Origin of the sequence: Pseudomonas sp. MH10, assembly GCF_034353045.1 — a bacterium.
GTDB lineage: Bacteria > Pseudomonadota > Gammaproteobacteria > Pseudomonadales > Pseudomonadaceae > Aquipseudomonas.
Map to the genome: position 1 here is coordinate 550159 of NZ_CP133783.1, position 13469 is coordinate 563627.

A 13469-nucleotide genomic window follows, 5' to 3' on the forward strand; every position below is an offset into this window, starting at 1 on the left:
ATCCCCGCCCAGGCCGGTGCTATTGATTGCGGTAACGGTCTAAGTTGTCTCGCCGGGCAAATAGCCGTAATACCCTTGATGGCCATACCGAGCGTTGGTCGCAGAGACTTGGTTGAGCACCACGCCAGTCACGGGCGCCCCATTGCGCAACAACTCACCCACCCCGCGCTGGACCTGTGGCGCAGAGGTGCTGTCGGATTTGACGACGTAAAGCACGGCATCCGCCATTGCACATAACAGTGCCGCGTCACTGACGGACTGACTGGCGGGAGAGTCGATGATAATTCGGTCATAACGTTGTTTGGCCCATTCCAGAAAACTGCTGAAGCGTGGCGATGCAAGCAGCTCCAGCGGATTGGACGGCACCTCTCCAGCGGGCAGAACGTCGATACCACTGACCCGCTTAATACACTCTTCACTGCGGGCACTGCCGCTGATCAAGTCCGCCAAGCCCACTTTCTCATTATTCAGACCAACGTTTCGGGCCAGGGTCGGCCGCCGTAAATCGGCTTCAATCAACAGCACCCGTTCCAGGCGTCCCAACGCGCAGGCAAGATTAACGGCGACTGCGCTTTTACCTTCGCCGGGCACCGAAGAAGTAACCACCACCACCCGGCGTCGGTTTTCGATGTCGCTGAGCATCACACCCGTTCGCAAGGTTCGAATCGCCTCATTGAAGCCCGCGTTGTCGTTGCGCTCGAATTGACGAGCAATGCGTGCGCGGTTTTTCTTTTGCAGCAACGGCACCACACCCAGCACCGGCAAGCGCAGTTTCTTCTCAACCTCATCGCTGGATTTGAAGGTGTTTTTCATGGCGTCGCGCAGTAGCGCCAAGGCGCAGCCGACGCCTAATGCCAATACCGCCACAATCGACAGCATCAAGGATTTACGCGGTGTATTGGGCTGCTGCGGCACGATGGCTTCGTCGACAATGCGGGCGTTGCTTAGCCCGATATCGGCGGTCGCCGTGGTCTCGCGCAGGCGGGTGAGAAAGGTGTCGTACAACGAGCGATTGCTTTCTACATCGCGCTGCAATTCACGCAGCTTGAACTCTTTACGCGAAATGTCTTGAATTTGCGCGCGGCTGCTATTGACCGACGCGCGCAATGAGTCCTCGTTGGCCTGGGCCAACTGATAATTACGCTTGAGCCCGGCCACCACTTGGTTGACCTGGATGCGCATGCTCGCCTGAGCGGCCGCAAGATCAGAGCGTGCCGCGAGCATTTTCGGGTGGCGGTCGCCATAGCGCCGCGACAGCTCATCGACCTTGGCTTGGGCCCGCGCTTCGTCGGCCTGGAACTGCTGAATGACCGGGTTGTTGATCACTGCCGGGATGCTCGACATCTGATCCGAGCCTTTAGAGCCCATGCCCTGCACTTGTTGGTATTGGCTCTGCGCCTCAGCCCGCTCGCGCCTCGCCGCGACCATGTTATCGCTGTTTTTCGACAGCTCGTTGGCGCTGATGGTCACCACGCCGTCAACGTCCACGAGTCCTTCAGCATCGCGGTAGCTTTGCAGTTTGTTTTCGGACTGTTGCAACTGGGTGCGCAACTCAACCAAACGTGTGTTCATCCAACGGCTGGCGGTCAACGAGTCGCTAATTTGCGCGTCGAGGCGGCTGTCCAGATAGCCTTGGGCCAAGGCGTTGGCGGCCAGCGCAGCGGTCTCTTTGTCGTTGAGCGTCACGCCGATAGTCACCACCTGGCTTTTACCCACGGATGACACCGAAGTGTGTTCCATCAATTCCAGCACGGTACCATCGAACACTTCAGTCGGCGTCAGCGGCGGGTTCTGGCTCCAGCTGGGTGGGAACCATTCGGGTTGTATACGCGCCATCAGCATTTTAATGCGCGGCATAAGGTACAGCCGTTGACGCGGGTCGAACTCAGGGTGCTCGGTAAGGTTCAACTGGCGCACCGCGCGCTCGGCCACGGCCCGGCTCTGGATCAGGCTGATCTGGGTTTGCAGGTAATCGTTGGTTGGATTATTCGGGTCGGCGGTTTGCTGGAATGAAATAAGCATCGCGCCCTTGGGTTCGATGACCAGCGACGCCACAGCGCGATAATCCGGCGTGATCGATTGCATAAGGACCGCCGCCAGCATCGTGGCCAAGATAGCGAGGGCCAGAATGCTCCACTTGCGGCCCCACAGCGTATGCCCGATTTTGCGCGAGTCGATGAAGTCCCTGTCATCTTCCAGCGGCGCCATGTAACGCTTTGGCACGTCACGTCTGCTGATGCTGATCTGGCCCATGTCAAAAGAACCCCTGTTCAATGGTGATGGTGTCACCCGGTTCGACCAACGTGTTCAAGCTCGCTTTGAGGCTTCTACGGGTCGGGTCAGTGCCGCGCACAATACTGATGCGCTTATCCGACGCACGCTCTGTCAGCCCACCGGCTACTGCGATGGCGCGGTCCAGGGTCAACCCCGGCTGGAACGGATAGCCACCCGGTAACTTGACCTCACCGCTGATGTAAAACTGTCGATACGTGAGCACGCTGACTGAAACCCGCGGGGCGACTAAATAGCCGTCCTTGAGTTTGTCGGTGATCAGCTTTTCCACCTCGGTGGGGGTTAAGCCCTTGGCGTTGATTTCGCCAATGAACGGATAGGAAAACGTCCCGGCGTCGGTTAGTCGGATCTCTTTGAAACTGAGGTCGGATTCGCCGAAGACGTTGATATTGATCACATCGCCGGAACTGAGCTGATACTGAGCCGCCGCAAAAATCGGCAGGCTGCACACCATCAGCAACGCCGCGATAACGAATTGACGGATGAACATAAGGGATACCTCTTATCAAGCACCGCGTAACCTGTTGAATTGAATATTTAACAATTGCCCGGTGTTGCTGCGCGACAGCACGGCGTCGAAGACGGGGACGTGTTCTGGCGCCCAGCTAAATCAAAGACTCAACGCAATACTCAACATAAATACGTTGCGGGTGTAGGTCTGGTCGCTGAAGTTCGAGTCGTTTTCCCAACGCTGGTAGCCCAGGGTGATGTCAGCCCAGCGGGTGGCTGAGTAAATCAGTGAAGCGCCGTAGGTGTTGAGTTTGTCGTCGCGCCCGATACCCAGGTATTGAAGGTCTGCATAACGGTAATCGATCTCCGACGCGATCCACGGCGACCAGGTATGTCGCCAACCCAGACGGGTGCTGGTGTCGTGGACGGTGTAGGAACCGTCGTCGCCTTCTTCGTATTTTTTGCTTGCATTCAGAGAGAACGTGGAATAGGTGCGCGGCTTCCAGTCCACGCCGACTTCCCACGTTGGGCTGCTGTAATCATTGGCCACGCCCTCGAAGTCTTTGCGTTCATAACCTACCCGCACGCTGCCACTGACTTTGGCGCTGACGTCCCGTGTAACGCCGACTAACGCAGCATCGCCGGTACTGTTTCGGGTGCTGTCGTGGAGCAAATAATCAAAATCACTGTGGCGCACTTCAACCAACGCGCGGGTGCTACCGCCGAGGCGGTGAAACCAAGTCGCGACGAGGAGGGTGGTGTTGTGTTCCTTGTCATCATTGATTCCATCGCTGTTGCGGTAACGTAGCTGTTGATATTCGGCCAACAGATCAATTTGGTTCATGCCACTGAGCACGCCGAAACTGTAGCCCAAATCAGCGTTCTTCAAGGTGTACTTGTCGTTCTCCCGCGGCTGGGCGGTTTGCACTGTGTTTTCGGCGCGGCGATAGCCCAGCTCCCAGTTCAGACGATTACGCGAATCAAACTCTACGATGCTCTTGGCCATGACGTGCTGATCAACATGGTCGGCGTCGGCATGGTCTTGGTACGTCAGGCTGTCAACGTCGTACTCAAGTTGATAGCCACTGGTGCGGGTTTGCGTTTCCAACACAAACGTTGGACGCACGGATGTAATCCAGGAGGATTCAACCTGATTGGGCAATGTTCGGAAGTTATCGTCATAACGCTCGCCGATTTTCAGCGTCGGCGTGAAATCAAAGCCACCCAGTTCCACACTTTGCGGTTCATCCGCCATAGCGATCATCGGGAAAGGCACAAGTACGAGTAACGTCAACAAACGTTGCCTGTCATTCATCAAGGATCCTTTCTCGCAGTGCGATAGAAGCAGCGTGGTAAAAAATACTCGGCTCAACCCCCTCCAGAACAACCTGGAACGTGTCGGTGGTAAACATCCATGAAGGTTTTATGCCGGTCAGTGCCCGAGAAAGTTTTCAGGGCAACGCGGCTTACTGCGCGTGCAATCACAACGACTGTTGGCAGGGTGCGAGAAGGAAAAAAACAATGCTACCGCCCAAGCCATGCTCGGGAGCACAAGCTGCATGTTTATTACATCAACTATGCGTAATGCGGCATAGACAGCCGATGACTGCGGTACTCCCTTCGCGAACGAACGTCGCGTTCAGGGAAACTACAAAGGGACACTTCGGCGACCCTCGAATGGCCTCGGTTCAGACTATTGTCCGCCACCGACCGAATCGCTCGAAGGCTTGATTATGAGTGGAAGTTTTTGACTTTGGTGTGTTGGACGACAAACGGACAGCGGCAGGCAGTTCTGCGGCGACATACGGTCGTACCTTGGAATGGCCAAAGCGCCCGTAGCCGGCGTGTTGGCGATGAAGCAAGCGACGCCGGAGTGAGGGAAGACCGAGCCTAAGCGAGGTCCTGCATGGTGGGGCAAGCGTTTTTGGGGACCTTTTTGCGGTTCGGCGTTCCGACGGTTGAAAAAGGTGCCTCGCTGTAAAAGCGAAACCATAATTTCATCCCCCCACAAATGCTGGATGTACACACAAAACTCAGCGCCAACCCATTGCTTTTAACAGATTGAAAAGTAGTTTTATAAGAGCTGCCGAAGGCGTCCAGCAGCAAGCCGTCCATGTCGAAGATCACTGCGGCCATCGCGTGGCGGCTCACGTGCGGCCCGCGTAGTGGTCGATCAGGCGATTCAACAGAATGGCCAGGACGATGATCACCCCGGTAATCGCCATTTGATAAAACGAACCCAGCCCCAGCAAGTTGAAAATATTGCGCAGCACTTGCAGCAGCATTACGGCCACTGCCGTACCTACCACGCTGCCGCGTCCGCCGAACAGGCTGGTGCCGCCCAATACCACGGCGGCAATCGCATCCAGTTCCAACCCTTGGGCGGCCGTGGGTTGGCCCACGTGTAAGCGCGAGGTCAGGAGCATGCCGGCGAAGGCCGCGAGCCCGCCGCAAATGGCAAACACCGCAATGGTCACGGTGCGCACCGGAACTCCGGATAAGCGCGCAGCTTCCAGATTGCCGCCCGTGGCCAGTACGTATTCACCGAACACGGTGTAACGCAGCACCAACCAGGCGACGGCGGTGATCACAATAAAGATCAAACCCAATACCGGAAACACAATGCCTTGGCTGGGCAGGATGTCGATCATCGCTGAGCCAATCCGGGTAAAACCTGCGGGCAAGTTACCGATGGGCGCGCCGTCCGACGCTAAAAAGGTTGCGCCCCGCAGCGACACTAATCCCGCCAACGTCACGATGAAACTCGGGACTTTGCCGAACACGGTGATGCCGCCCATAAAGGTGCCGATAAGCACGCCGACGACTAAGGTCGCCGGTACCGCGAGCCAACTGCCGATCTGTTGTTGCAGCATCACCGAGACCACGATCCCGCCGAAGGCGCAGACACTGCCCACCGACAGATCAATGTTGGCTGTCAGGATCACGAAGGTCATGCCGATGGCAACGATGCCGACGATGGCGCCTTGTTGAAACAGGTTGGCGATGTTGCCGAAGGTCAGGAAGTCATCGGACAGAAACGTAGCGACCACCACCGCCAACAGAAAAATGAACACGAAGTTATAACGCATGACCCAGTCGAGGGCTGCGCTTCTGCGCGGGGGACCGCAGACAGACACTTTTTCGAAAGCAGGCAGTGGGTTGCTAGTCGTCGTCATGATGTGTGCACTCGTTTACCGGTCAGGATGGCGTGCTCGATGTGATCGCGAGGAGTGGTCAATGGATCGAAACACTCCGCATTGCGGCCTTCATGCATCACCCAGATGCGGTCACAGTTGACATACAACTCATCAAGTTCGCTGCTGGCGACCAGCACTGCCGAGCCTTCCTGCGCCAGGCTGCGGGCCAAGGCGTACAAGTCGGCCTTGGCGCCCACATCAAGGCCACGGCTCGGTTCGTCCAACAGCAACAAGCGCGTGCCTTCGATGACCCACTTGGCCATGACCACTTTCTGTTGATTGCCGCCGGACAATTGCCGCACCGGCTGGTCCAGGTTGTCGAACTTGGTTTGCAGGCGTTTGAGTACCGGCTCCGTGCGCTGCTTGGCCTGCCAATGAGAAAACCAGGTCAAGCGATGGGTGTGCACCAGCGTGGCGTTGCGGTAGATCGGCGCATCCAGCATCAAGCCCTCGGTTTTGCGACTTTCCGGGACCAGACCCACCCCCAGGCGAATGGCATCGCGTGGGGTGTTGGGTTTATAGGCGTGCCCGAACAGTTGGATGTTGCCGGTGAATCGCCCGGAGCCGAACAAGGCTTTAAGCAGGCTGCTGCGCCCGGCGCCGTTGAGCCCGGCCAGGCCGACGATTTCGCCCTGACGCACTTCAAGGCCATGAACGTCCAGCCCTTGGGCACCGTGCAAATTGTCGACCTTCAGCGCCAGCTCGGCGCGGGGCGGGGTACGGGCGCTGCGTTCCAGCAACTCCCGGTGTTCGCCGACCACGGCGTTGATCAAGGCCTGGTCGTCGACGTCACTCAATTCACGGGTTTCCAACGTGCAGCCGCCACGCAGCACCGTCACCCGATGGCCAATTTCGCGAATCTCGTGCAAGCGGTGGCTGACGTACAAAACGGCGACGCCCGCGGCGGTGATTTCACGGATCACCTGGAACACCCGTTTCAACTCAGTTTCATTGAGCGCGGCAGACGGTTCATCCATCACCATTAGCTTGGCGTCGCAAGTCAATGCCCTGGCGATGGCCGTCAGTTGTTGATTGGCGATAGACAGGGTTTCGACCCGCGCCGTGGCGCTGAAGTGGGCGCCGACCCGTTTCAAGGCTAGCGCTGCCCGGGCGCTGCGTTTGGCCCGGGAAATGATCCCAAAGCGGCTGGGGGTGTAGCCGAGCATCAGGTTTTCTTCGACGGTCATTTGCCCGATCAGGTCCAGTTCCTGATAGATCATTACGATTCCGGCTTCACGGGCTTGCTGCGGACTTTTCAGCTCGACCTGCCGACCACCGACGAGCATTTCGCCGCCGTCGGGCCGATGGGCGCCAGCGACGATTTTCAATAACGTACTTTTTCCGGCGCCATTCGCGCCGAGCAAACAATGGACTTCACCGGGGCGCACAGTCAGTGACGCGTCGGTCAGCGCGATGACGTTAGGCGGAAAGCGTTTAGCGAGGTGACGAATCTCGAGCGCCAATTCATTCATGGTCCTGCTCCAACAAGAAACGGGCGGTGGCTTCGTCAGTGGCGAGTACGTTGACGTACCCGGCGCGGACACAGGCTTTGGCGATCTGGTGCTTGTGCGTGCCGACACAGACGGCAATCGACCAGGCTTTGTCGCGCAGTGCCTGAGGGCGCAGGCCCAGGGTTCGGTCATCCAGTTCCGGCATCACCACTTGGCCATCGGCGCCAATGAAGCGGCCCATAATGTCGCCCACTGCGCCGCGCCGCTCCAGCTCGGCCAACAGTGCGGCGTCTATATAACCGGATTCCATCAGCACCGAATGCGCGGTCAGTTCACCGAGGCTGAAGCACGCAACGGGAGCCTGTTCGCCCAAGCGCAATACGTCCGCGATGATCGGGTCCTGTTCCAGCGCCTCGCGGGTTCGGGCATTGCCGAGAATCGCCGGCACCGGCAATAAAGTAGCTTGGCCGCGTGCTGCATGGGCGAAACGCTCGGCGACGTTATGGCTGGGCTCGCCCACTGAGCGGGTATTGATGGCGCCATTGAGCAATACCACGTTGACCGACTCGTTCCAGCGCGGCACCAGCCACTGGGCCATTTTGGTCAGGGTTCGGCCCCACGACACGCCGATCAAATCCGGTGCCGGTTGCAGGCTACACACATAGCGCGCCGCAGCTTGAGTCACCGCATTCAGCCCGCTGTCATCGCCGACTACGCCCAGCACCAAGGCTTCGCGCAGGCCGAAACGCCGCTGTAACGCAGCCTCCAACTCGGGCAAGCGCGAGGAGCGCGGGATGATTTCGATTCTGACCACACCGGTGTCACGGGCTTCGCGCAACAAACGGCTGACTTGCCAGCGGGTCAGCCCGGTTTCTTTGGAAATATCGCTTTGGGTCTTTTCCAGGTCGTAATACAGCTTGGCCACTTGGACCATCAAATCTTCGCGCTGGGCATCGGAAGACAGCCGAGCGGGCAAGGTTTCCGGGATTTTTGAATCGGTCAGGTTACTCATGCGATGGGCCTTACGCCGCTCAAGCGGGCGAGTGCAGGTTTGCAACTGATGGGCGCCACGCTGTCGGTGGCGGCGCGATAGCGGCCTAACAGCTCAACGTATTGCTCGTGGGCTTGGGCGTCCGGTTCGATGAGGGTGCCACGGGTGGTGAAGTTGTCGGCCGCTTCCTGCAGATGGCCGAACTCGCCCAATGCGCAGGCGGCAGCGGCGGCGGTGCCAATCAGGGTCAAATTATCATGGGCAACCATTTCGAACGGCACGCCGGTGGCATCAATGGTTGCTTGCAGCCACAACGGATTTTTCTGAAAACCACCGGCCGCCACCACCCGCGTGATCTCGATGCCTTGGGCGCGCCAGGTGTGAAAAATATTCGCCGAGCCGAGGGCAATCGCTTCCACCGAGGCGCGGTATAAATCGTGCCGGTCATGATTGAGGGATAAACCCAGAATCGCCCCGCGCATGTCCGGTGAGCGATACGGCGTGCGGTTCCCCATCCAGTAATCGAGCACCAGCAAGCCGGTGGAACCCGGTTGTAGCTGGGCCGCTTTTTGAATCATCTGCTGGTGTTCGGCGGCGTTGAGGCCAAATATCTTTTGCGCCAACCAGTTGAGAATCGAACCGGCTGAGACCTGGCCGCCTTCCATCAACCATTGGCCTTCAAGCAGCGCGCCGGGGTAGGGGCCCCAGATGCCGGGTACGTCGATGCGTTGCGGGGTGTGCATCAACTGCACCACCGATGTGCCGCCAATAAACAGCAATTCTCCGGCCCCGGTCGTCCCGGCGCTGAGCATCGCCATGTGCGCATCGATTCCGCCTTGGGCCACCAGCGTGTCGCGGCTCAGTCCTAAATGGTTGGCGGCGTTGGCGCTTAGTTGACCGATGCGACCACCTACCGGGATCACCTCACGGGGGAGCTTTTCGGCCAGTTCTGGCACCCCGAGTTCTGCATACAAATCCACCGGAAAACATTGATTCAGGGTGTCGTAGTTCCATTTGCAGCTGGCGTTCAATTGCGAGGCGACCCAGCGACCGGTCAGTTGATAATTGATCCAGTCCACCGCTTCGCAAATGCGATCCGCTTGGGCATAGACCTGAGGTTCGTGGTGCGCCAGCCACATGGCTTTGGGGATCAGCCATTCCACGGCATCGCCACCGGCGTTCATCATCGGGTGCGTCACGCGGGCGGTGTGGGCGGATTGTTCGGTGGCGCGGCAGTCCATCCATAACAACGCCGGGCGTAACGGCTCACCATTGCTGCGGGCTGCGACCACCGTGGAGGCGGTGGTCGCCACGCACACGGCGGCTACATGCGGGTGCCCGGCCTGGATCATCAAGGTTCGGCACGCGCTGCCCAATGCCGACCACCATTCCAGCGGCGATTGCTCGGCCCAGCCCAACTGCGGATAGTCAGTGGCGTAAGGCGCCTCGGCGACCTGCACCAGCTTGTGGCTGTGGAGGTCATATAAGCCGGCCCGGACACCACCCGTTCCGAAATCCAGTCCCAGCAACAGGGTCATTGTTGTTCTCCTGCGTCTCTGGCGACGCTTCTTGTTTTATTGGTTTGCGGTGCATCTGACCGGTGGCCAGCGGTTTAGGTCGCCAGCCACGTCACGCGCTCAGGGCCGGAAGATCACTTTCGCTGCGATCTCCTTGCGTTCTGCATAGCGCTTGAACATGTCCGGTAAGTCCGACAGTGGCAGGTCATGGGTAATCATGAACTTCCACTGCAATTCGCCGCTGGCCAATTTGTCGATGGCGGCGGTCCATTCGTCGCCAGGGAAAGGCGCGGAAAACGAATTCCAAGCGCCGTGCAGGGAGATTTCCTGACGCAAAAAATGCGAGAAGGTTGCGGTGCTGATCGGGACGTCGTTCACCGGAATGCCGATGAACACCACGTGCCCGCCGGCTTTGGCCAGTTGCACCGCCTGGTTGATAGAGCTCGGGTGGCCAGCGGCTTCGATCACCAGTTGGCAGCGCGGCAGTTCGGCATCAGGTGCGCCACTGAGCAGGGTCTGGGTGGCGCCGGCTTCACGGGCCATAGCGAGTTTTTCTTCGGCGATGTCGATGGCGACGATGTCTTTGGCGCCCATCAATTTCAGCCACTGGATGGCGAACAAACCAATGGGGCCGCAACCCACCACCGCGCCGGTTTGGCCCGCCTTGAAATCGGCTTTCCAGATGGCGTGTAGGGCAATCGCCGCCGGGTCGACCAGAGAGGCGGCAATCGGGTCCATGCCCGCCGGGACTTTGATCAGGTTAGTGAGCGGCACGTTGACGAACTCGGCATACGCGCCATCGCGGCGGCTGCCAAAGTAGTCATAGTTTTCCGAACGCGATGGGAAACCACGCTGGTATTGGTCGCTGCTGACGTCGGGAATCATCGGCGGCACGGTGACCAGCTCGCCGAGGGCATAGCCTTCTACGCCGTCGCCAATCTCTTCAATGAAACCGGCAAACTCATGGCCGCAAATCAGCGGCATGCGGTGCGCGCCTTTGCTCAGCATGCGCGGAATATCCGAACCGCATACCCCGCACGCGGCAACACGTACCAAAGCATGGCCGGCTTTGACCGTAGGTTTTTCGACTTCCTCGACCCGGATATCCCCCGGTTTGTACATGACGGCTGCTTTCACGATGACATCCTCTTGGTGAATGACGTGCAGGGGCAGACTTCTCGTGAGAGGCGCCCAAAACGTTCATGAATCAAATAAGGCTTATTGCGCGCCGGGGCGGTACTCACCGAAGGTCGCGTCGTGCTTGACCTGAGCCGCGTTGGCCTTGGTCACGGCCTCGGTACCGGCGTCGACAAACGTATCCACGGTTTTGCCGGTGGCCAATTTGCGTGCGGCGTCGATGGCGATTTCGCCCAAATAGCGCGGGTCGTTCAACGCGGTGGCCACGTACTGGTCACCGTTTTCGATGGCGCTAATGGCTTCGGACAAGCCGTCGACGCCGGCCACCAGCACCGTCGTCAAACCGCGCTCTTTAAGAACCTGCAACGCACCCATGGCCATGTCGTCGTTGTGGGCGAACACGGCTTTGACGTCAGGGTTGGCTTGCAGCAAATCCTGCATGGCGGTTACGGCGTTGGCGCGGATGTATTCGCTGTAGGGGCCATCGATGATTTTGAAATCGCTACCTTTAAAAGCAGCGTGGAAGCCGGCACGGCGCTGCTTCATTACCGTGCCGCCGGCATCGCCCTGAATCTCGATGACTTTGCCTTTGGTCACGCCTTTGGCTTTCAGGGCGGCAAGCAACGCACTGCCGGACAGTTCACCCATCTTCTGGTTATTGCGCCCGATGCTGGCCGCGACCTCGCCGTTGATCGCTCTGTCCACGGCAATCACCGGCACCTTGGCGGCCTTGGCCGCGTCTAGCGCCGCACCGACGGAGTCAGGGTTGACCGGGTTGATAATCAGCACATCGACCTTCTGCGTCAGCAAGTCTTGAATGTCGTTGTTTTGTTTGCTGATGTCGCCGTTGGCATCCAGGAAGATCAGCGTGTCGCCGTCTTTGGCGGCCGCTTCTTTGGCACCGTCGCGCAGTTGCACGTAGAAAGGCGATTGCAGGGTGACTTGGCTGAAGCCAATTTTCAGGTCGTTGGCGTAGGCGGGCATGCCGGTCAGCACGGCAGCGCTGATGGCAAGGGCCAGGGAAAAAGCATGAACAGGTGTGCGGGCTATCTGCAACATGGCGATTCCTATTTTTATTGTTGTTGGAGTCAAGCGCCGCCCTCATTGGGGTGTCGCTCACAAATGTGATGAGTCATCACATTTGAAAATCTGGACCCCAAGTCGTCATGTGTCAAGGCGATTTTGTTATAGTTCTAACAAAATGAGAAAAAATTACCGCACCTTGGTGGTCTAGATACTAGGCGAAGCGGGGGGGTGAAAAAAATATTTACAATGTGAAAATATTAACATTTAATGATCGAAAGGTAACATTCAGCAGCCGCCTCGCTGCGCCCTTGGAAAGGACATCGTCATGCCAGCCTCCGCCTCAGTTTTTGCTGCCTACATCGACCACACGCTGCTTGCCGCTGACGCCTCGCAAGCCGCCATTCGGCGCCTGTGCGAAGAAGCCATCGAGCATGGTTTCAAATCGGTGTGTGTCAACAGCGCCAACGTGCCACTGGCCGCTCAGTGCTTGCGCGATGCATCGCCATTGGTGTGCGCGGTGATCGGGTTTCCGTTAGGGGCGGGGTTGAGTGTCGCCAAAGCGTTTGAAGCCCGTGCGGCCATTGAGGCCGGCGCCGGCGAAATCGACATGGTGCTCAATATTGGTTGGCTCAAGGACGGTCTACTGGACCAAGTGCGTGACGACATCGCTCAGGTGTTGAGCGCCTGCCAAGGGACCACGCTTAAGGTGATTCTTGAAACCGGTTTGCTTAACGACGCGGAGAAAATTCACGCTTGCGAAATCTGTCGCGACTTGAACGTCGGCTTCGTCAAAACCTCCACCGGCTTCGGGCATGGCGGCGCAACCTTGGATGACGTGCTGCTGATGCGCCGAGTGGTCGGACCGAATATCGGCGTCAAGGCGTCGGGTGGCGTAAGGGATGCAGCAACCGCCCAAGCGATGCTCGACGCAGGCGCCACTCGCCTTGGCACCAGTTCCGGGATTTCCATCGTCAGCAACGGCAAGGTTGCGGCAAAGGCGTATTGATTTTGCGACACTCTCTGTAGGAGCGATGGTGCATTACGTCAGTCACTCGTTGGAGGAAGTCAGCCGCTTGGCAGACCACATGCTCTACGTGGAAAACGGCCAACTGCGCGCCGCCGGACCGCGGAACCAACTGTTGACCCGTGCCGATCTGCCGTTGGCACATCTGGATGAAGCTGAAACCGCGCTGGAAGGCGTGCTCGACGCCCATGACGAAATCTTCCGCCTGAGTCGTGTATGCGTGCCGGGCGGTTGGCTATTTTTGCCGTTGAGCGAACTGCCGTTGGGCCAACGCGTGCGCGTTAGTATCAAGGCCCGGGACGTCAGCCTGGCGCTGGAGAACCGCAACGCAGCAGCATCCTTAATATGCTACAAAGCGAAATCCTGAACCTTATAGACGACCCG

12 protein-coding genes are annotated in these 13469 nt (G+C 58.5%); 2 read left to right on the forward strand and 10 right to left on the reverse strand.

All coding sequences use genetic code 11. The features are described from left to right. Window positions 1–39: 39 nt before the first annotated feature. The 10 genes from RHM59_RS02640 to RHM59_RS02685 all read right to left on the reverse strand — a co-directional run bounded on the left by RHM59_RS02640 (window position 40) and on the right by RHM59_RS02685 (window position 12094). Window positions 40–2253, reverse strand: a complete 2214-nt coding sequence (locus tag RHM59_RS02640; protein ID WP_322164796.1) for a GumC family protein — start codon at window positions 2251–2253, stop codon at window positions 40–42. 1 nt (window position 2254) lies between these two features. Beyond that, on the reverse strand, window positions 2255–2782 hold the full coding sequence (locus RHM59_RS02645; protein WP_322164794.1) for a polysaccharide biosynthesis/export family protein: 528 nt from the start codon (window positions 2780–2782) through the stop codon (window positions 2255–2257). Between the two features lie 120 nt (window positions 2783–2902). Continuing rightward, entirely contained in the window at window positions 2903–4057 is a 1155-nt protein-coding gene (locus RHM59_RS02650; RefSeq protein WP_322285888.1) for an outer membrane beta-barrel protein, read from the reverse strand. A 575-nt stretch (window positions 4058–4632) separates the two neighbouring features. After that, the gene (locus RHM59_RS02655; protein WP_322285889.1) at window positions 4633–4878 is read right to left on the reverse strand and encodes a hypothetical protein; all 246 of its coding nucleotides are present in this window, start codon (window positions 4876–4878) and stop codon (window positions 4633–4635) included. 11 nt (window positions 4879–4889) lie between these two features. Next, complete coding sequence (locus tag RHM59_RS02660; protein ID WP_322164790.1) at window positions 4890–5918, reverse strand: ABC transporter permease; 1029 nt, start codon at window positions 5916–5918, stop codon at window positions 4890–4892. Next, on the reverse strand, window positions 5915–7411 hold the full coding sequence (locus tag RHM59_RS02665) for a sugar ABC transporter ATP-binding protein (protein ID WP_322285890.1): 1497 nt from the start codon (window positions 7409–7411) through the stop codon (window positions 5915–5917). Before RHM59_RS02665 ends, RHM59_RS02660 begins: the two co-directional genes overlap by 4 nt. Next, window positions 7404–8402, reverse strand: a complete 999-nt coding sequence (locus RHM59_RS02670) for a sugar-binding transcriptional regulator (protein ID WP_322285891.1) — start codon at window positions 8400–8402, stop codon at window positions 7404–7406. The genes RHM59_RS02665 and RHM59_RS02670 overlap by 8 nt, the downstream gene beginning before the upstream one ends. Next, window positions 8399–9919: an FGGY-family carbohydrate kinase gene (locus tag RHM59_RS02675; RefSeq protein ID WP_322285892.1), complete on the reverse strand. Its 1521-nt coding sequence runs from the start codon at window positions 9917–9919 to the stop codon at window positions 8399–8401. The genes RHM59_RS02670 and RHM59_RS02675 overlap by 4 nt, the downstream gene beginning before the upstream one ends. Window positions 9920–10018: 99 nt before the next feature. Next, complete coding sequence (locus tag RHM59_RS02680) at window positions 10019–11035, reverse strand: galactitol-1-phosphate 5-dehydrogenase (protein WP_322164784.1); 1017 nt, start codon at window positions 11033–11035, stop codon at window positions 10019–10021. A gap of 81 nt (window positions 11036–11116) precedes the next feature. Then, window positions 11117–12094, reverse strand: coding sequence for a substrate-binding domain-containing protein (locus RHM59_RS02685; protein ID WP_322164783.1), 978 nt, complete (start codon window positions 12092–12094; stop codon window positions 11117–11119). A gap of 292 nt (window positions 12095–12386) precedes the next feature. Here RHM59_RS02685 and deoC point away from each other — a divergent pair, with 292 nt between their 5' ends. Then, window positions 12387–13067 (forward strand): deoxyribose-phosphate aldolase, encoded by a 681-nt coding sequence (gene deoC / locus RHM59_RS02690; RefSeq protein WP_322164781.1) that lies wholly within the window; start codon window positions 12387–12389, stop codon window positions 13065–13067. A gap of 28 nt (window positions 13068–13095) precedes the next feature. After that, entirely contained in the window at window positions 13096–13452 is a 357-nt protein-coding gene (locus tag RHM59_RS02695; protein ID WP_322164779.1) for a hypothetical protein, read from the forward strand. Window positions 13453–13469 lie beyond the last annotated feature (17 nt).

Bases quoted from the DNA above. Each gene is read 5' to 3' on its own strand.
- RHM59_RS02640 (WP_322164796.1), bottom strand. From the start codon at position 2,253: ATGGGCCAGATCAGCATCAGCAGACGTGACGTGCCAAAGCGTTACATG.
- RHM59_RS02645 (WP_322164794.1), bottom strand. From the start codon at position 2,782: ATGTTCATCCGTCAATTCGTTATCGCGGCGTTGCTGATGGTGTGCAGC.
- RHM59_RS02650 (WP_322285888.1), bottom strand. From the start codon at position 4,057: ATGAATGACAGGCAACGTTTGTTGACGTTACTCGTACTTGTGCCTTTC.
- RHM59_RS02655 (WP_322285889.1), bottom strand. From the start codon at position 4,878: ATGGCCGCAGTGATCTTCGACATGGACGGCTTGCTGCTGGACGCCTTC.
- RHM59_RS02660 (WP_322164790.1), bottom strand. From the start codon at position 5,918: ATGACGACGACTAGCAACCCACTGCCTGCTTTCGAAAAAGTGTCTGTC.
- RHM59_RS02665 (WP_322285890.1), bottom strand. From the start codon at position 7,411: ATGAATGAATTGGCGCTCGAGATTCGTCACCTCGCTAAACGCTTTCCG.
- RHM59_RS02670 (WP_322285891.1), bottom strand. From the start codon at position 8,402: ATGAGTAACCTGACCGATTCAAAAATCCCGGAAACCTTGCCCGCTCGG.
- RHM59_RS02675 (WP_322285892.1), bottom strand. From the start codon at position 9,919: ATGACCCTGTTGCTGGGACTGGATTTCGGAACGGGTGGTGTCCGGGCC.
- RHM59_RS02685 (WP_322164783.1), bottom strand. From the start codon at position 12,094: ATGTTGCAGATAGCCCGCACACCTGTTCATGCTTTTTCCCTGGCCCTT.
- deoC (WP_322164781.1), top strand. From the start codon at position 12,387: ATGCCAGCCTCCGCCTCAGTTTTTGCTGCCTACATCGACCACACGCTG.